At 65.2% G+C, this 17,427-nt stretch carries 13 protein-coding genes; 7 read left to right on the forward strand and 6 right to left on the reverse strand.

Translation table 11 applies throughout. The annotated features are described in order from the left end of the window. The first annotated feature begins 605 nt into the window (after positions 1-605). Together EP7_RS23330 and ygfZ are read left to right on the forward strand one after the other, a co-directional pair. Positions 606-2,357, forward strand: coding sequence for an arylsulfatase (locus EP7_RS23330; protein WP_463524566.1), 1,752 nt, complete (start codon positions 606-608; stop codon positions 2,355-2,357). Between the two features lie 276 nt (positions 2,358-2,633). Next, positions 2,634-3,617 (forward strand): CAF17-like 4Fe-4S cluster assembly/insertion protein YgfZ, encoded by a 984-nt coding sequence (ygfZ, locus tag EP7_RS23335; protein WP_463524567.1) that lies wholly within the window; start codon positions 2,634-2,636, stop codon positions 3,615-3,617. 4 nt (positions 3,618-3,621) lie between these two features. Here ygfZ and EP7_RS23340 read toward each other — a convergent pair whose 3' ends face one another. After that, a complete protein-coding gene (locus tag EP7_RS23340) occupies positions 3,622-4,284 on the reverse strand; it encodes an MBL fold metallo-hydrolase (RefSeq protein ID WP_463524568.1) in 663 nt (220 codons plus the stop codon). Between the two features lie 139 nt (positions 4,285-4,423). Here EP7_RS23340 and EP7_RS23345 point away from each other — a divergent pair, with 139 nt between their 5' ends. Then, entirely contained in the window at positions 4,424-5,320 is an 897-nt protein-coding gene (locus tag EP7_RS23345; RefSeq protein ID WP_463524570.1) for a hydroxypyruvate isomerase family protein, read from the forward strand. 110 nt (positions 5,321-5,430) lie between these two features. On the opposite strand, the gene EP7_RS23350 is transcribed toward EP7_RS23345, so the two are convergent. From EP7_RS23350 to EP7_RS23360, 3 genes are all read right to left on the reverse strand, one after another. After that, positions 5,431-6,552 carry a Gfo/Idh/MocA family protein gene (locus tag EP7_RS23350; protein WP_463524571.1) on the reverse strand — a complete coding sequence of 374 codons (1,122 nt, stop codon included), beginning with the start codon at positions 6,550-6,552 and terminating at the stop codon, positions 5,431-5,433. Positions 6,553-6,664: 112 nt separating this feature from the next. Continuing rightward, complete coding sequence (locus EP7_RS23355; protein WP_463524572.1) at positions 6,665-7,894, reverse strand: tetratricopeptide repeat protein; 1,230 nt, start codon at positions 7,892-7,894, stop codon at positions 6,665-6,667. 486 nt (positions 7,895-8,380) lie between these two features. Beyond that, positions 8,381-9,508, reverse strand: coding sequence for a DUF1559 family PulG-like putative transporter (locus tag EP7_RS23360; RefSeq protein ID WP_463524573.1), 1,128 nt, complete (start codon positions 9,506-9,508; stop codon positions 8,381-8,383). A gap of 625 nt (positions 9,509-10,133) precedes the next feature. Here EP7_RS23360 and EP7_RS23365 point away from each other — a divergent pair. Then, positions 10,134-11,465 (forward strand): Gfo/Idh/MocA family protein, encoded by a 1,332-nt coding sequence (locus tag EP7_RS23365; RefSeq protein ID WP_463524574.1) that lies wholly within the window; start codon positions 10,134-10,136, stop codon positions 11,463-11,465. Positions 11,466-11,474: 9 nt separating this feature from the next. On the opposite strand, the gene EP7_RS23370 is transcribed toward EP7_RS23365, so the two are convergent. Further along, positions 11,475-12,533, reverse strand: a complete 1,059-nt coding sequence (locus EP7_RS23370; RefSeq protein WP_463524575.1) for a YfaP family protein — start codon at positions 12,531-12,533, stop codon at positions 11,475-11,477. Positions 12,534-12,786: 253 nt separating this feature from the next. Here EP7_RS23370 and larB point away from each other — a divergent pair, with 253 nt between their 5' ends. From larB to EP7_RS23385, 3 genes are all read left to right on the forward strand, one after another. Continuing rightward, on the forward strand, positions 12,787-13,572 hold the full coding sequence (gene larB, locus EP7_RS23375; RefSeq protein ID WP_463524576.1) for a nickel pincer cofactor biosynthesis protein LarB: 786 nt from the start codon (positions 12,787-12,789) through the stop codon (positions 13,570-13,572). 108 nt (positions 13,573-13,680) lie between these two features. Beyond that, the gene (locus EP7_RS23380; RefSeq protein WP_463524578.1) at positions 13,681-14,553 is read left to right on the forward strand and encodes an NAD(P)H-hydrate dehydratase; all 873 of its coding nucleotides are present in this window, start codon (positions 13,681-13,683) and stop codon (positions 14,551-14,553) included. A gap of 216 nt (positions 14,554-14,769) precedes the next feature. Beyond that, a complete protein-coding gene (locus EP7_RS23385) occupies positions 14,770-15,225 on the forward strand; it encodes a hypothetical protein (protein ID WP_463524579.1) in 456 nt (151 codons plus the stop codon). A 126-nt stretch (positions 15,226-15,351) separates the two neighbouring features. Here EP7_RS23385 and EP7_RS23390 read toward each other — a convergent pair whose 3' ends face one another. Beyond that, positions 15,352-17,349 carry a hypothetical protein gene (locus tag EP7_RS23390; protein ID WP_463524580.1) on the reverse strand — a complete coding sequence of 666 codons (1,998 nt, stop codon included), beginning with the start codon at positions 17,347-17,349 and terminating at the stop codon, positions 15,352-15,354. Between the last annotated feature and the right edge of the window lie 78 nt (positions 17,350-17,427).

Consider the following 17,427-nt stretch of genomic DNA (forward strand, 5'->3'; position numbering starts at 1 on the left):
CGCCCTTGATGCGAGACTTTTCCATGGATCCGAGATTCTGGCGAATGGTTGCGGTCATCATGGTTGGCACCTTGTCGCGGCGGTCTGCCCGATCGTTTCCGGACCGGAGAGTGTCGCAGCGGAACGGGCTCGTCGCTTCGTCGCCGAGCGCGGCGAGGAATGGAGACGAAGAGTTTAGAACGTGTGCGAGGCGAGATCGACCTTCAGGCTTGGCGGCGGCCCGGATCGACCATGACCGGACTTTGCCGAGAGAATGGTGCCGCTTGGGGATTCAAAGGAGAAGTGCAATCGCTCGATTGCTCGTCCCTCTCCTCAGACCACCGGCCCGGGTCGGATCTGCGGGAAAGATTCACCGACCGAGCTCTTCGATGGCTAGAATACGGCCGGCTCGGCCCGGTCATCGTGCTCAGCCTGACAGGAACGGAGCAAGAAAGCGACCGACCTTCATTTCAGTGGTTCTGAACGGGTGATGCAGGCTTGACCACTCCTATCGCATTTAGACTTGCGAATTCGTCCTTCTTCAAGACCGCGACGTGTTTGCAGTAGAGAGGATTCGCCCGCCGGTATTGACCGTGCGATGGAGCCGCCGACCCTGGAGATCTTTTATGTCCCGGACATACCGAATGACGCAGGCCTTCGCCCTGGTGGCGATCGGCTCCCTGTTAACACTCTCGACCCTCGAGGCCGCCCCCGGGGAAGGTCGGGGTTTGCCCTCGGCGGAATTGGCCGCAAGCGAGGGCACGCCGAAGCGTCATGGCGAGTTGCCCGATGCGCCGTTGCTGGCCTTGGCTCGACGGAACGAAGCCGCCGCCTCCAAGGCCTCCCAGGCGGGCAAGAAGCCGAACATCCTGGTTATCTTCGGCGATGATATTGGCCAGGCGAATATCAGCGCCTACACGATGGGCCTCATGGGCTACCGAACGCCAAACATCGACCGGATCGCCAGGGAAGGGATGATCTTCACCGATTACTACGCAGAGCAGAGCTGCACCGCAGGCCGATCGTCGTTCCTCACAGGCCAATGTACCTTCCGGACCGGCCTGAGCAAGGTCGGGGTCCCTGGGTCGCCCGTCGGGTTGAAAAAGGAGGACCCGACGATCGCCGAGTTACTCAAGCCGCTCGGTTACGCAACGGGGCAATTCGGCAAGAATCACCTGGGAGACCTCAATGAGTATCTTCCCACGGTGCACGGATTCGATGAATTCTTCGGCAACCTGTACCACCTGAATGCCGAGGAGGAGCCTGAGCAGCGGACCTACCCGCGCGACCCGAAGTTCAAGGAGATGTTCGGGCCCCGAGGCGTGCTGAAGTGCAAGGCCACCGACGTGGACGACCCGACCGATCAGCCTCGATGGGGCAGGGTCGGCAAGCAGACGATCGAGGACACCGGCGCGCTGACGAAGAAGCGGATGGAGACGATCGACGACGAGACATCGGACGCGGCGGTTGACTACCTCAAGCGGCAAACTTCGGCGGGCAAGCCGTTCTTCTGCTGGTTCAACAGCACCCGGATGCACTTCCGCACCCACGTCGCGGCCGACCGCCGCAGCCCCCCAGGCCTGACCGCGCGGACCGAGTATGCCGACGGCATGGTCGAGCACGACGGACATGTCGGCAAGCTCCTCAAGGCCCTGGACGACCTGGGCATCGCGGACGATACGATCGTTCTCTACACGACCGACAACGGCCCGCATATGAACTCATGGCCCGACGCGGCGATGACCCCGTTCCGCAACGAGAAGAATTCCAATTGGGAGGGGGCGTTCCGGGTCCCGTGCGTGATTCGCTGGCCTGGCAAGATCAAAGCTGGGTCGGTCTCAAACGAGATCGTCAGCGGTCACGACTGGCTGCCGACGTTGCTCGCCGCGGCCGGAGAGCCTGACATCAAGGAAAAGCTCAAGAATGGCCACGAAGCGTCAGGCACGACCTACAAGGTTCATATCGACGGCTACGACCAGTCGGCCTATCTGAGCGGGCAGGCCGAGAAGAGCACGAGGCGCGGATTCTTCTACTTCAATGACGACGGAGATCTCGTCTCCCTGCGCGTCGAGAACTGGAAAGTCGTGTTCATGGAGCAGAGGGCAACCGGGACCTTGCGCGTCTGGGCCGAGCCCTTCACTCCTCTGCGTCTTCCTAAGCTGTTCGACCTGCGAGCCGACCCCTATGAGCGGGCCGACGTCACGTCAAACACCTACTACGACTGGCTGCTCTCGCAGCCCTATCTGATCTTGGCCGCTCAGACGGCCACGGTCAGGTTCCTGGAGACGTTCAAGGATTTCCCTCCACGACAGAGGGCACCAAGTTTCAGCGTAGACCAAGCGGTGCAGAAGATGAAGCAGCACCTCGGCAGCGACTGAAAAACGCCCCTCCGGAAAATGAGGTCCGCCGGCACCGATCGAATCGGAGGGCCGCGATCGCCGCACGACTGGGTGCTGCATCGCGGCCTTCGCCGGGCCAAGAATCGAGCGTCGCCGAACTTCAGGGTTCGCCGTTGATCTAAAAGTGGAACGGAACTGCGTCTTCGCTTTCGAGCGATGATTCCCGATGCTCCCTGGGCGAGACCGTCGAGCCCCGATTGACACCAGACGAAGCGATCTCCTGCCTGTTTGACCAAGAATGAAGACGAGGCCGTGATGACCGACAGCGTGAAATCGAGGGATACAAGTGCCGGCGGGTTCGTGGACCGTTCGGCTCGGGGCAGGGTGAATATCGGCGGGCCCGATCGCCTGAAATTCCTGCATAACCTGACGACCAACGAGGTCAAAAAACTTGGAGCAGGCAAGGGGCAGGAAAGCTTCGTGACGAGCCCCCAGGGCAAGACGCTTGGGTACGTCACGCTGCTCGCCCTGGAGGATCGGATCGTGCTGCGCACAGCGGTCGAGGGGCTCCCCCCTGTGCTCGCCCATCTGAGGAAATACGGGGTGTTCGACGACGTCTCCATCGACGATGTCAGCGGCTCGACGTGCGAGTTCCACCTGTTCGGCGATGACCTGGGCGAGTCCGGCCAGTTCCTCGGGATCGAGTCTTCCGGCGTGGGGGAATACGACCACGTCGCCAGCCAGACGTTCCCGGGATTCCTCGTCGTCCGCGAGTCGCCGACCGGCCTCCCGGGGCTGACCCTGATCGGGCCGGCCGAGTCTCGTGACGAGTTGATGGCCCGAATGGAGAAGTCGGGCCTTGCACGGGTCGATCCCGACGTGTTCGAGGCTCTGCGGATCGAGGCGGGGACACCCGAGGTGGGGCGAGAGGTGAAGCCGGAGAACCTGCCCCAGGAGCTGGATCGCGACGACCGGGCGATCAGCTTCGTGAAGGGGTGCTACCTGGGACAGGAGACCGTCGCCAGACTCGACGCCATGGGGCACGTCAACAAAATCCTCCGGGGCGGCCTGGTCAGCGGGGAGCTTCCGGTCGCAGGCACCCCGCTGACGCTCGACGGCAAGCCCGTGGGCACAGTCACGTCGTCGGCCTACTCCCCGCGGCTGGGCCGAGGGGTGCTGCTGGCCTACGTACGGACCGCAAACGCCAGCCCCGGGACCCTGCTGACCGCGGAGTCTCCTACCGGCGGCCCCGCGCCGACCGTCGAGATCTCGGCGCTGCCGATGAACGAATCCCGATAAGGCGTTAGCGAACGTGGCGCAGTGAGACGATCCGGCAGGTTGGCGGGATTGTCTCGCTGCGGACTTCGTACGAGTCGGCCTCAATACGATCGACCGGCAAGTGCGGCAATGCCTCGTAGAACCGCTCGACGGGCTGGATTTTGAGGTTGATGAGCGGGGTGAGGTAGTGCATCGGGATGACGATGCACGGGCCGATCGCGGCGATCAAGGCGGGGATCTCGGGGAAGTCGATCGTCGGCGGTCCCCCCGCCGCGACGATCAGGATGTCAGCCCCGCGAATCGGCTCAAGCTCGTCCTCGGTCAGCGCGTGGCCCAAGTCACCGAGAAAGGCGACGTGCAACCCCTCGGCCCGAAAGTGGACGATCGTCACCTCGTCTTCGGGCTTTCGTTCGGGGGTCTCGAAGACGTGCACAGCCCGGAACCGGATGCCTCGAAATTCGCGGCCCTCGGGTGGGAGTTCCAGGGCCCTGACGACCTCGAACGGGGCCTGGATCTGGCCGAGATGGCTGTGATAGCGGTCGTTCTCATGGCTGACGACCACAACGTCGGCCGGGTCATTGATCGGGGCGTACCCGCCGGAATCGGGTGAGCGGTAGGGGTCGAGGATCAGGGCGACCCCTTGGGTTTCGATGCGGAAGGCGGCGTGGCCGTACCAGGTGATTTTCATGGGAGCAATTCCGTGCGGCCAGCCACGGTTTGAGTCGCGGCGTCGTTTCATTGGACGGGGCAAGTCGCCCAGGTTAGTGTCGGGGCATCGCGGTCGCCACCGCAAGCTCTCCCCATGATTCTTCCACCGGGGTTCGCCGATGCTCAGCCGCAGGAAGTTCCACGCGTTGACGATCGGGACGCTGGGCCTCGGCCCGGCCGCAGTCGCGTCGGCCCATGCGCAGGCCGGATCGAAGGCCACGACAACGTGGCTGACGTATGCGGTGAATGTCGAGATGTTCTGGACGAACCTGCCATTCCCGGATCGTCTGCGAGAGGTCGCCAAGGCCGGGTTCACGCATTACGAGTTCTGGCCCTGGCGGAACAAGGACATCGCCCTGATCGCCGACCTGAACCGCGAGCTCGGGCTGACACCCGTGCAGTTCACGGCATCGCCGCGGTCGTTCGATCGGGGCATTGCCGACCCGAAGCGCAGGGGGGAGTTCCTGGATGACGTGCGGGCGGCAATCCCGATCGCCAAATCCCTGGGCGTCAAATTGCTGACCGTGGTGGCCGGCGAGGAGCCCGCGGGGGTCGGTCGCCCAGCGCAGACGGCGGCCGTCATCGAGTCCTTGAAGGAGGCGGCACCGATCGCGGAGGCGGCGGGCGTCACCTTGATCCTGGAACCCCTGAACGTGCTGGTCGACCACCCGAAGCAGCATGTGGTCACCTCGGAACATGCCGCGGCGATTATGCACGCCGTCGGCTCGCCCGCGGTGAAGATCCTGTTCGACGTCTACCATCAGCAGATCAGCGAGGGGAACCTGATCGGCAACATCCGCAAGTACAAGGATGTGATCGGCTATTACCAGATCGCCGACCACCCCGGCCGGCACGAGCCCGGCACCGGCGAGATCCACTACGCCAACGTCCTGCGTGCGATCCACGAGACCGGCTACCGAGGACCGATCGGGTTGGAACTGAGCCCCAAGAGCGACCCGGCAGAGGCTTTGCGTGCGGTCCGTGAAATGGATGCGGCGGCCCGAGATTCAGGCTGAGCCACTTCGGTTCCGTCCGAGCTCGCCAGGCATTCGACTCTTCCCATATTCCGTCGAGCGCATGCCACCCGGAGCCCAGTGGGTGGCATGCGCTGAATCGATCGGGCGGATTAGAACGTGGGGATGGCGATCTTCTCGCCATTCTTCATCGCGGACTCGTGGGCGAGGATGCCGACCATGGTCCAGTTGGCCGAGGTCTCGGCGTCGGGCAGGGCCGGGCGGTCGCCCTTGATGGCGCTGAGCCAGGCGTGGACGAGGTGGGGGTGCGAGCCGCCGTGGCCTCCGCCCTGGGTGAAGGAAAGGTGCTGCTCGTCGTCGGAGGAGTAGACCCCTTTGGTCGTGAACTTCTGGATGGGTCCGGGGAGCAAGTCGGCGAAGTCGGGGACGGGGACGCGTGTGGGAATCTCGGGCTCGGGCAGGCTCCGGGTATGGATGACGGGCTCCTCGCCCTCAACCTGTTGCCACTCGAACGACTTGGTGTCGCCGTAGGCGTCGAAGCTCTCGCGGTACTGCCTCGCGACATTGAAGAGGCTTCGGGTAACCTCGGCGCAGAGGTCGGAGTCGCGGAACTTGAAGGTGGCGGTCTCGATCGCGAACGGGCTGCCGTACTTGGGGATGAGCTTCTCGTCGATGCGTCCCGAGCCGTGGCAGACGACGTGCTCGGCGTGCTTGCCGACGATGGCCAGGCAGGGGCTGACGCAATGGGTGGCGTAGTGCATCGGCGGCAGGCCTTCCCAGTAGCCGGGCCAGCCTTCCATGTCTTGCTGGTGAGAGCCGCGGAGGAACTGGAGCCTGCCCAACTCGCCGCCGTCGTACAGCTTCTTGACGAAGAGATATTCGCGGCTGTAGACGACAGTCTCCATCATCATGTAGACCTTGCCGCTGGCCCGCTGGGCCTCGACGACCTGGCGGCATTCCTCGACCGACGTGCCCATCGGCACGGTGCAGGCGACGTGCTTGCCGGCCTTCAAGGCGGCGACGCTCTGGGCGGCGTGGTCCTTGATGGGGGAGTTGATGTGGACGGCATCGATCTCGGGGTCGGCCAGCACGTCCTCGAAGCGGGTGAACCGCTTGGCGATCTTCCAGCGGTCGCCACATTCATCGAGATCGGCCTGCGAGCGGCGGCAGATGGCGGACATCTCGGCGCCGGGGTAGTTCTGATAGATCGGGATGAACTCGGCCCCGAACCCAAGGCCGATGATCGCGACGCGGACGGGCTTCTCAGTGGCCATCGGGCAGGCTCCTCGGCGGTTAACTCGAAGCGGGACTGGAGCATAGTCACCGCGCGAGGGCCGGGCAAGCGAGCATCGGGGGCGTCGACCGGGCGAACTGACGGCGAGGCGTTCAGGCCGCCGGCTTGTTCCGAGAATCGGCGTGCTTCGCTTCGACGGGCCGGGTGAGGCGATAGAGCCCCTTCTGGGCGACGTCGTCGAGGGGGTCGCGGGCGATGGCCAGGCGATACCAGGCGCGGGCCTCGGCGGTACGGCCCGCGGCTTCGCAGGCGACGGCCAGGCGGGCGGCGAGTTTGGGATCCTTCGCCCACGCCTCGGCCGAGGCCCCCGCGATCAGCGGAGTCAGGGCGTCGTGGCGCCTGGCGGCCTCCTGATATCGCTTCGCACGCTCCGCATCGCCCGAGGAACGAAGGGCCGTCGCCAGGGCGAAGAGGGTGGCGCGGTCGTCGGGTTCCGAGGCGAGCGCGATCCGGAGCGAGCGGGCTGCCTCGGCTGGTTTCCCCTCGGCCAGGGCTAGCTTGCCTCGAACCCGGGCCAGGTCCGGCTGGTCATCGGGGCCGCCCGCGAGGAGACGCTTGGTCCGCTCGCGGTCACCACGCTCCAGCGCCACCTGCGCTCGCAGCGCCAGGACATCGAGGTCGGAGTCGGGCAATGGGGCGAGGGTCTCGTCGGCCAGATCGAGCTGGCCCATCTGGCGATAGCCGTCGGCCAGCGTCATCCTCGACTGCCGATCGTCGGGGTCGGCCGCGAGGAACCGCTTCAGGGCCTCGTTGTCGTCCTTCGGATTCCAGACCGCATTTCGGGTCTTCCCCCAGTGGAGCAGGTGCTCGAAGGACAGGGCGTTCAGCCCCGAGAGGGTCTCCATCGCGCGGTCGAACTCGGCCCGGCGATGCTGAACGTTGTAAACATAGGCCAGCTCGCGATGGGCCTGAATCTCACCCGGGGCGACCGCCAGGGCGGCGAGGAACTGGGATTCCGCAGCCCGGACGCGGCCGCGTTTCAGCTCAATCCGGCCGGCCATCGTCCGGGCGATCGGGGCGAGGCCGTCGCCTCCGGGAATGCGGGCAAGATCGGCCAGGGCCTCGTCGGGATGACCCGATCCCTGGGCCACCTCGGCCCGCGCCAGGCGGTCCATCGGGGTCGGCTCGCGGAGGAGGGCGAGCCGATCGAGCGCGAGCTTGGCGGATGCGAACCGTCCGGCCTGGAAGTCGGCCTGGGCCCTCGCGAGCAGCTCGGTTGGACCTTCGCGATTTCGAGCAAGCCAGGCGAAGCTCGAGGAAACCGCGAGACAGAGCGAGGCAAGGACGCCACCAATCAGCCATTTCCGCCGGATGGAGTGCATGCGTGGCTGCCTTGCCTCGTTAACCTCGATTGAGATCGTGCTGTTCGGGTCCGTCGAGATACGGGCGGGCGACTCTCGTCCCGCACTTTATCTCCGGCTGCCTTTTGCCGCAGTTGGCGAGGGGGCCTTTTTGGAGGCCTTCGAGATGCCTCCCCTCATCGCAGCCCACTGATCTTCCGTGGGGGCGTAAGGAGATTTCGGAATCGGAGACGTGTCGGCAACACCGCTGGAGCCCCCGCAGCCGATGACGAAGCTGCACAGAAATGCCCCGATGACGGCTAGGCGAGTCTTCCTCATCGCTCGTGATCTCCTCTCGTAATCCTTGATCACACCACCCGCCCGGCGTGACCTGGCCAGGGCATGGCGGAGCGTGGCAGGAAAGGTCGGGTTGAAGGCTGGGGAAACCGAGAGACGCCCATCGGGGAGGGATGCACGCGGACGTGGCATCCCTCCCCGAGTCTTGACGGCCTCGACAACGCTTCCGGATCAGTAAGAGTCGGAGCTGAGAATCTCGCCGCCGGCGCGGGTGCCCAGGGCCCACCACGTCGGGACGCTCACGGTGTCCTTGATGAACTTGACCGAGCCGTCGGCCATGGCCATGTTCACGCCACCGGGATGGTTGCTGCTCGGGGGCTGGGCGTCATTGATGTTGCCCCACTGCTCGGTGTTCCCGTCGGCCGCGTTGTAGCATCCGGCGGAGTTCGGGGGCATCCAGTGGTTGTATGCGTCCCACATGAGTCCCGAGTTGGCGTTTCCGGAGATCCAGACATTACCCGACGCGGGGGCCAGTCCACCGCCGGACGCCTTGGCGGGGGTCGTCCCGGGCAAATTCTTGCAAGTGTTCACGAACAGCAAGGCCGCGGCGCTTCCGTTGATCCCCTGGTCGACGGCCTGGTTCAGCCCACTGACGAAGAGGTAGGTCGACTTCCGCTTGGTCGTGCCGAGCGTGACGCTACCCGCCGGGGGTCCCGAGCCCATCAGGGTCTCGCTGAAGAGCGCCGTGTTCGAGGTGCCATCGGCAATTCCCTCGACGCCGAACGACGAGTTGTTGCTGTTGTTCTGGCCCGCGGTCGTGCTGCCGAAGCCTTGCGGGTCGCTCTTGAAGCAGACCATCGTGCCGGACCACATATTCATGGGCGAGGGGCCGCCGATGTTCCCGCGATAGTTCTTCCAGCCGGCCTGGATCGTCGGGACTTTCTGATCCTCGGACGGACACATCATGGTGCCGAGCTTGGTGAAGAGAACTGTCGTGTTCATCCCATACGTCAGGCTGCCGTTGCCGCCGTGGACGGACCAATTCAAGGAATTGGCCATGACCGTCTGCTCCATCTGCGAGAGCAGCGACGCCGTCCAGTCGAGCGGCCAGGGGTCTCCGCTGGAGGTGGCCGCGTTATAGGCGTTTGACATGTTCTGGATGAGCGGGGGGAGGCAATTCTGCTGGGAGAGGTAATTGTGGGTGGCCAGGCCCAACTGCTTGAGATTGTTGGTGCACTGGGCACGCCTGGCCGCCTCCCGGGCGCTCTGCACGGCGGGCAGCAGCAGGGCGATCAGGACTGCGATGATGGAGATGACGACGAGAAGTTCGATCAGCGTGAATGCTCTGCGAGGTCGCACGGATGACATCCTTGCGTTTTCGAGGCGACGTCCTGAACAGGAGTGACATCGAGCACACGCCTACGCAGCGGTACCGAGCCGTCCCTAGGGCGTTGCAGACAAGTGGTCGTTAAGGGGGGAGGCCGACATGGTGGGAACCTGGGGAACGAAAGGTGGGGCTAATGCGGTCCGGCGATTCAACAGTTTCACCTAAACCTTTAGTCTTCCTCTTCTTAAGTCAGGCTTAATTCTCCATAGGCGCATCGAAAGCAAGGCGATGGCACATTTCTGCACGCCTTACTCGATCATTCGTATATCTTTGGGAACTTTTCACCCAATCGGATGCCTAGTCCGGAAGGGGTCGCTCTTTTAGATTAGCGTCACCGGCACCATTCGGACACCGGATTTTTGTCCAAAATATTTAGACGTCCTTTTCTCAACAGATCCGACGCCGAACGCGGCCGAATCCGAATATGTCCCGCAAGGCGACCTCCGCCGTCGTTTCGAATCCTACTGTCGGCCGGGTGGGAGAACGGTCGGAGAATCGGTTCGGCTCGCGGGGTTGCCCGTCGGGGTCCGAGCCATTAGCCTGTGGTGCGGCGCGTCGCTCGCCCATCGCCCTCCTCCGCTGCCCGGAGCCACTCCGATGACCGATCCGAGCTCGACCTCTCGACGCACGTTCCTCGCCACCGCGGGCGCCGCGGCCTTGCTGCCGGCACGCGGTTTCACCGCCGGGGCGGGTGCCAATGAACGCATCAGGATCGGGCTGATCGGCGTCGGGACGCGGGGGGCTCAGTTGCTCAAGCCCCTGGCCGAGTGGAGCAAGACGGGGGAGAACAATGTCGAGGTGAGTCGGATCGGAGAGATCTACACCAAGAGGCTCGACCGGGGGCTCGACCTTGTCGCCCAGCATGGCGGAAAGGCCAGGGGGGCCCGGGATTACCGCGAGATTCTCGACGACAAGGACGTTGACGTCGTGGTCGTGGCCACGCCAGATCACTGGCACCACAAGATCGCCAGCGAGGCGCTGCTGGCGGGCAAGCACGTCTACCTCGAGAAGCCGATGTGCCACACGATCGACCAGGCGAAAGACCTGGTCAAGGTCGTGAAATCCACCGGCAAGAAGCTGCAAGTCGGCGTGCAGGGGACCAGTCTGGAAGTGGCCGACAAGATCCGCGAGTGCATCAAGGCTAACGGGATCGGCAAGCTGGTGCTGGCACAGTCGAGCCTGACGCGGAACAATGTCGCCGGCCAGTGGCGGGATTACGGCGAGTACGACGTCGATGCAAAGCCTGGCCCCGACCTGGATTGGGACCAGTTCCTGGGCCACAAGTTTGGGCTCGCCCCCAAGCGAGATTGGTACGCGCCCCGGTACTTCCAGTTCCGCTGCTATTGGGACTACTCCGGGGGCGTGGCCACCGACCTCTTCTTCCACCAGCTCGCCTTCCTGGTCAAGGCGATGGGCGTGGACATCCCCAAGCAGGTGACGGCCGCGGGGGGGATTTACGTCTTCGGCAAGGACTCGACCACGCCGCAGGGGCTGCCCGACGACCGCGAAAACCCCGACCTGTTCCACATGTTCGCCGACTACGACGGGGGCCCGACCGTGACCCTCCTGGGCTCGCAGGTTAATGACACCGCGCTGACGGAGCTGATCGGCGGGCACGACGCGACCATCTACGTCGACCGCAAGACAGACACGGCCAAGGTCGTGCCGCAAGCGGGCATGGGGCGGAACAAGGAGACGATCACGCTGAAGGGCGGAGGCGCGATGAATGAGCGCGTCCACCTCGCCAATCTCTTCGGGGCGATCCGCGAAGGGACTCCGCTGAACTGCCCCGTCGAGCTGGGATACAAGGTGAACGTGGCCATCGCCATGAGCGTGATGGCCTATCGTCAGAAGGCGGTCATCGCCTGGGACCCGAAGACGGAGACCGCGAGCCCGGCCGGTGGAGCGGCGGCCTGTTCCGCCGGGTGACCGGCGGGCTCACTTATCGCGGTCGAACTTGTCCTTGCCGAAGTCGTCCGCGGCCCGCTCGGACCCGGTGGCCTCGTCGACTCCCTTGAGGAGTTCGGAGAGAATACCTCCCCTTGGCGAGACCTTGAGGCTGTAGACCCGGCTGCGCTGGCCGACATTCGCGAGTCGGCCACGGAAGATCTCGACCTTCCCCTCGTGCTTGACGCGGACCTTCCAGTTGGTCGGCTTGGCGATGCCACCGAAGCCTCCGTAGTAGTGGACAAACCACTGATACTCGCCGGAAGGCCCCTGCCCCTTGACCTTGCTGCCGTCAGAGCTGTCGGTCATCCAGTAGACGTTCTCGGGGCCGAAGCCGTCGACGTCGTCGACGTCGAGTTCCCCGCCACGCTTGCCGTGGCGGACCTCCCAGAAGATCTCGGCGCCCCCAGGCTCCAGGACGTGCAGGTCGATGTCAGCCTCGGTGTCCCAGATGAGTGTGAACTGGGGATCACCGACCTTGACCTGGACCCCCTTGATGTTCTCGCCACCATTGCCGAAGCGGGCGATGCCGAACCCTTCGCCACTGCCCGCACCCAGGCTCCCCTGCCCGCCTCCTCCGCCGCCCGCGTCGGGCGTGGGCCTGGGCAGGCTTTCAAAGGCCTTGGACGAGATTTCGGGGCTGTCGAGTTCGGACTTCAAGACCGTGATGGGCTGATCGATGGGCGAGGCGAGCTGCCCCTCGGATGGGCCGAGCGGGGTATCGAAGCCACCGAGCAGCTCGGTCCCGTCCGCCAGCCCGAATTCCGATCCGGCGAGCCTCGACTCGATGGTCGTGCCGTTGTTGGAAGGGGCGTTGAAATACCAGAGCCCGAGAGCGAGGAGCAGCAAGCCGTGCGCGACCAGCGAGACGGCATAGCTGCGGATCGCCTCGGGGGTGAGCCTGAGCGACTCGGCCTCGGCGGCAACCTCGGGCGCGGTCTCCACCTTCAGGGCCGCATTCGCGGGCCTTGCGACCTGGATGCGCAACTTTGGGTCGGCCGTCTTCCTCGGGTTCGACTCCGACGCGAGCATGGGGTTTGCCTCGGACATTCCCAAGAACCCTCTGACGCAGACCGGCGTCGGGCCGTCGCCTTGCAGACGAAGCGTCGGGCAAGAGGCGAACTCGACCTGCAAATTGTATTCCCGGACGGAGCTCACGGGAATGGGCCATGCGGTTGCGATCCGATGGCCCGGGCGGTTAGGCTTATCTCCCGGACGATCGAAGAGGCGCGCCCTCCGGGCTGGTAGGCGTTCCTCCCGCCTCGCCCCTACGGGCGCGGGAACCAGGCAAGGCAGGCCCGCGATGGACGCCCAGGAACTCAGGACACTGCTCGACGCGGTCCGTCGCGGCGAGGTCGCCCCCGCCGAGGCGGTCGACAGGATCAAGACCGCACCGCTGGCCGAGGCGGGCGCTTACGCCACGGTCGACCTCCAACGCAAAATGCGTTGCGGCTCGCCCGAGGTCATCTTTGGCCAGGGGAAGACGCCAGAGCAGATCGTCGGCATTCTCAAGACGCTCGTCCGCCACGGGAGCGGCGGCCTGGTGACGCGGCTCGCCCCCGAGGCCGCCGCGCTCCTCGTGCGCGAATTTCCTGAGGGCGAATACAACGAACTCGGCCGGACGTTCCGCGTCCTCAGCCCGGAACATCCCGGACCGAAGCTCGGGCGGGTTTGCGTGGTGACGGCCGGGACGGCCGACCTGCCGGTGGCCGAAGAGGCACGAGTCGCGGCCGAAACCTGGAACTGCGACGTGCAACTGATCGCCGATATCGGCGTGGCGGGCATCCACCGGCTGTTCAACCGCCTGAAAGATTTCTCGGGGGCCGACGCCCTCGTGGTGGTCGCGGGCATGGAAGGGGCACTGCCCAGCGTGGTCGGGGGCCTGGTCGACTGCCCGGTCATCGCGGTCCCGACCAGCGTGGGTTACGGAGCCCACTTCCAGGGATTGGCGGCCCTGCTGGGGATGCTCAACAGCTGCTCCTCCAACGTGGTCGTCACCAATATCGACGGCGGATTCAACGGAGGCCACGTCGCCGGCCTGATCGCCCGACGTGCGGGCCAGGCCAGGGCGGGCTTCGACGCCACCTGAACGGGAAGCCCCCGTTCCCACGAATTTCATGGTTGTTGCCGTCGCGCGGGGCGCGTTGTCCCGATCGCGGCGGTTTTTGCATCGTTGAATCGACAAAAGGAACCTGCAATGTCCCTGGAGCGGATCCACAATTCCCCGACCCTTCCCGAGCGCAAGACCGACGGCCACAAGGGCCTCTATGGCTCAATCCTGGTGGTCGCCGGCGGCCGAGGGATGGCGGGGGCCGCAGCCCTCGTCGGCGCCGCAGCCTTGCGGTCGGGGGCGGGCCTGGTCCGCGTCGCCTGCCCGGTCGAGGTCCAGCCGACCGTCGCCAGCTTCGAGCCGTCGTACATGACCTATCCCCTCGAGAACGACGCCGAGGGACTCACACGCGACGCGCCGGCCCGCCTGGCATTGGCCAAGCTGCTCGCCAAGGCCGACGTCCTGGCGATGGGCCCGGGCCTGGGGGACTCGGCCGACATCAAGTCGCTCACCCGCTGGGTCCTGGAGACGGTGACCCTGCCGACGGTCCTCGACGCCGACGCGCTGAATGCCGTGGCAGGCGACCAGGACGCGTTCAAATCGCTGAAGCGTCCCGTGGTCATCACACCGCATCCGGGCGAATTCGCCAGGCTCACCGGCAAGACCACCGCCGAGGTGCAGGCGAACCGCGAGGCCCTGGCCGTCGAGTTCGCCGGTCCCGAGAACCTGGTCGTGGTCCTGAAAGGGGCCGCGACGATCGTCACCGACGGCCGACGCATCTACGTCAACGGATCGGGCAACCCGGGCATGGCCACCGGCGGGGCCGGCGACACGCTCACCGGGGTGATCGCCGCGTTGATCGGCCAGAAGCTCCCCGCCTTCGAGGCGGCCGTGCTGGGGGTCTACGCCCACGGCCTCGCCGGCGACATCGCCCGCGACGGAAATGGGGTGGTGGGGATGATCGCGGGCGACCTCGTCGACTCGCTCGCGGATGCATTCTCGCACCTGGCCCCGGCCTGAGTCGCGCGGATCTGCCGGCCACGCAGGGGGGCGGGACGCAATGTTCCGCCCGCTTGCCCTGTCCCGGGTTGACGCCGTCGCGTATATTTCCTCAGTGGCCATGAACCTCGACGCCGAGGTGCGGCAGCGAGTTTCGGCTTGGTCGCCCCGCGAGGGCGTAAGGGGGCCCGGTTGTCGTCTCGCGAAAATCCTCAGTCTGAACTCTGGACCTATCGGATGGAAGTCTCTCCGACCGGCCAGAACGGGGTCGTCGGCAATCCGAATGATCCGGTCACTCTCCTGCACATGATGCTCAACCTCCAGTCGCAGTCGCTGGAACTCCAGCGGCAGGGCCTGGAGATGCAACGTCAGCAGCTCGACCTCGCCCGCGAAGCCGCCCAGGTCGCCCGCGACCAGCGCACCCGCCAGGTCGCCGAACTCGAGAAGTGGCAGACCGCCCACGACTCGACGATCGACTCGTGTCGCGACGCCCTGGGCAAGCTCGAGCAGGTCCACTCCTCCCTGATGGGCGACCTGGCAGAGTTCGTCGACGAGAACCACGAAAACCTCGTCGACGGCGATTTCGCCCTCTCCGACTTCGTCGACCGCTTCGGCCCCCGGCTCGCCCACCTCAACACGATGCTGGCGGTCCTCCGGCCCCTGGCCGTGAACATGAAGCGGTCCGAGAGCTGAGCAGGTTCGGGACTATTTGCGACGCGCGAAAGCGTACGTTGCAAATCTCCAACTCCCAATGAGAACGGCCCCCGGTGGATATCCACCGGGGGCCGTTCTCATTTGTCTAGAGTTCATCACGACTCATCAACGCATGCCGCCAGGTCCGCCCATCATTCCCATTCCACCTGGCTGCCGCTTTTTCTTGGAATCGTTGATGGCCCGACGATAGTTCCGAGTCATTTCCTCGCGGACGGGATCGGGCTCGTCGATCGCCTGGTTCCGGAGGATGACCGAGCCGTCGGACATGACGACCAGCGAGGTCGATGGGACGTTCATCATGCCGGGCGGGGTGCCGATTTGCGGGATCGGCTGCTGACCGCCGAGGGAGTCGAGCACGAGCATGTGACTTGTGAAGTCGATCGGCTTGGACTGCGCCCCCTTGCCCTCGTGGTCGGGGACGGCTGCGGCCCGATAGTCGCCGATCACCTCGCCGGGCCCGGCCTCGAAGTTCGAGATGACCGTCTGGCCATCCTCGGGGTTCCAGCGAACCACCTCATAGATGACCCGGTCGGGCCTGAGCCCGGCCTTGACCTTGGTCGTGGCGAAGGAGACGACGTCGGCGGGCACATGAACTTCGTCGCTCGGCTCGCTCCACGGTCCGAGGAGTTCCTCGGCCTGGGTGTCGACACCGGGTGTGACATCCTCATGCTTGAAGTTGGGGTTGTTCACCACGATCCGGATGCGGAAGCGATAGCTTTCGTCGGGGTCAACGGTGAAGTCGAGCGAGCGGACCATGATTTCAGGCTGTTCCGACTTCTGGAACGCCGTGTAATCTCCGCCTCCACCCATGCCCATACCGCCCATCATCCCGCCCATCCCCATCCCGCCCATCGCCATACCGCCACGCATACCACCCATACCACCGCCGGGCATGCCGCCCATCTCACCATCGTCTCCACCACCCATGGCCATCCCGCCACGCATGCCGCCCATGCCACGCATCCCCATCATTCCGCCCATCATCCCGCCCATTCCCATGCCGACGTTCTGCTCCTTGGGAAGCTCACGCTTCTCCTTGGGTACCAGGCGGGCGACGTGGACCTTCTCCCAGTAGCCCGCGTTGAGGAACGGCAGGGGATCGACGAGAGCTTCCATCCGAGCGTCATCGGGAACCCACTCCTCGTCGACTTCGGGCAGGTTGTCGATGACGAGCAGATTCTTGTCCATGTCCACGGCCTGCCAGTCGCTCCAGGTCCCGTCGGGCTTCAAGGCCTGCCGCTCGGAATCGACCCGCTTGTAGTTGGGATAGGCGAGGGCCGGGTCCTTCAAGGCGGCGAGATAGTTGCTTTTCAGCTTCTTGTTGTCGAGCACGGCGGTCAGCGAGACCCAGCGAAGACCTCGGGTCTGCTCCTTGGCCGGGGGCTCGATCTCGGCCGGTGCCCCTCCGGCAAGCGCTTCCTTCTCCTTGGCCTTGGCCTTTTCCGCTTCGGGATCGACCTCGCCGGCCAGGACGCGGGCGATCTTGGCTTCTTCATCCTTTCGACGCTGCTTGGCCTCGTCGATCTGCTTCTGAGTCATGGCACCGCCGCCCATGCCGGCCATCATCCCTCCGCCGGCGCCGCCCGCGCCTTGCCTGCGGCGAACACGACCAGGACGCGGCTCCTTGCGTTCGGCGGGGTCGTTCTCGTCAATCGGGATCCGGTTGCCCTTCTCATCGAGTTCATAGATGAGGGCACCACCCCGGCCTGCGTGCGCGATCAGCTCGGTGGGCGCGATCAGGATGGGAGTGTCTCGGATCAGGCCGGCGCCAGGCTCGGTGCTGACCCAGAGCTTCTCGACCCGGTAGAGATCCGGATTGATCTGAGCGCCTGCGGCGGCGTCGACCATCTTCTCGAAGCCGGGGAGGGTGATGTTCTCCTCCTTCAGCTTCTCCTGAATCTGCTCGGGATCCTGGCGTCGTGCCAGGTTGGAATTGGCCGCCTCGGCCGCCTTGCTGACCTCGTCCGGGGTCAGCGGGATGGTCGGCTTCATGACGGCCAGTGCGACGAGCAGGACGAAGGTCGTCGCCGCCAGGGCGATGGCGGCTTTCTCGCCGTGGCGGATGCCGACGGCCTTCAGCTTCTCGACCATCGGGTGGGCCATGGTGGGCTCCAAGGGGTCGTGAGTCTTGGGGGAGGGGAAGTCGCCGCGAGTCGATCGCGGCTCCGAGGCTGGATCAGG

It is taken from the genome of Isosphaeraceae bacterium EP7, assembly GCA_038400315.1.
In the GTDB taxonomy this organism is placed as follows: Bacteria; Planctomycetota; Planctomycetia; order Isosphaerales; family Isosphaeraceae; genus EP7.

Bases quoted from the DNA above. Each gene is read 5' to 3' on its own strand.
- EP7_RS23330 (WP_463524566.1), top strand. From the start codon at position 606: ATGTCCCGGACATACCGAATGACGCAGGCCTTCGCCCTGGTGGCGATC.
- ygfZ (WP_463524567.1), top strand. From the start codon at position 2,634: ATGACCGACAGCGTGAAATCGAGGGATACAAGTGCCGGCGGGTTCGTG.
- EP7_RS23340 (WP_463524568.1), bottom strand. From the start codon at position 4,284: ATGAAAATCACCTGGTACGGCCACGCCGCCTTCCGCATCGAAACCCAA.
- EP7_RS23345 (WP_463524570.1), top strand. From the start codon at position 4,424: ATGCTCAGCCGCAGGAAGTTCCACGCGTTGACGATCGGGACGCTGGGC.
- EP7_RS23350 (WP_463524571.1), bottom strand. From the start codon at position 6,552: ATGGCCACTGAGAAGCCCGTCCGCGTCGCGATCATCGGCCTTGGGTTC.
- EP7_RS23355 (WP_463524572.1), bottom strand. From the start codon at position 7,894: ATGCACTCCATCCGGCGGAAATGGCTGATTGGTGGCGTCCTTGCCTCG.
- EP7_RS23365 (WP_463524574.1), top strand. From the start codon at position 10,134: ATGACCGATCCGAGCTCGACCTCTCGACGCACGTTCCTCGCCACCGCG.
- EP7_RS23370 (WP_463524575.1), bottom strand. From the start codon at position 12,533: ATGTCCGAGGCAAACCCCATGCTCGCGTCGGAGTCGAACCCGAGGAAG.
- larB (WP_463524576.1), top strand. From the start codon at position 12,787: ATGGACGCCCAGGAACTCAGGACACTGCTCGACGCGGTCCGTCGCGGC.
- EP7_RS23380 (WP_463524578.1), top strand. From the start codon at position 13,681: ATGTCCCTGGAGCGGATCCACAATTCCCCGACCCTTCCCGAGCGCAAG.
- EP7_RS23385 (WP_463524579.1), top strand. From the start codon at position 14,770: ATGGAAGTCTCTCCGACCGGCCAGAACGGGGTCGTCGGCAATCCGAAT.
- EP7_RS23390 (WP_463524580.1), bottom strand. From the start codon at position 17,349: ATGGCCCACCCGATGGTCGAGAAGCTGAAGGCCGTCGGCATCCGCCAC.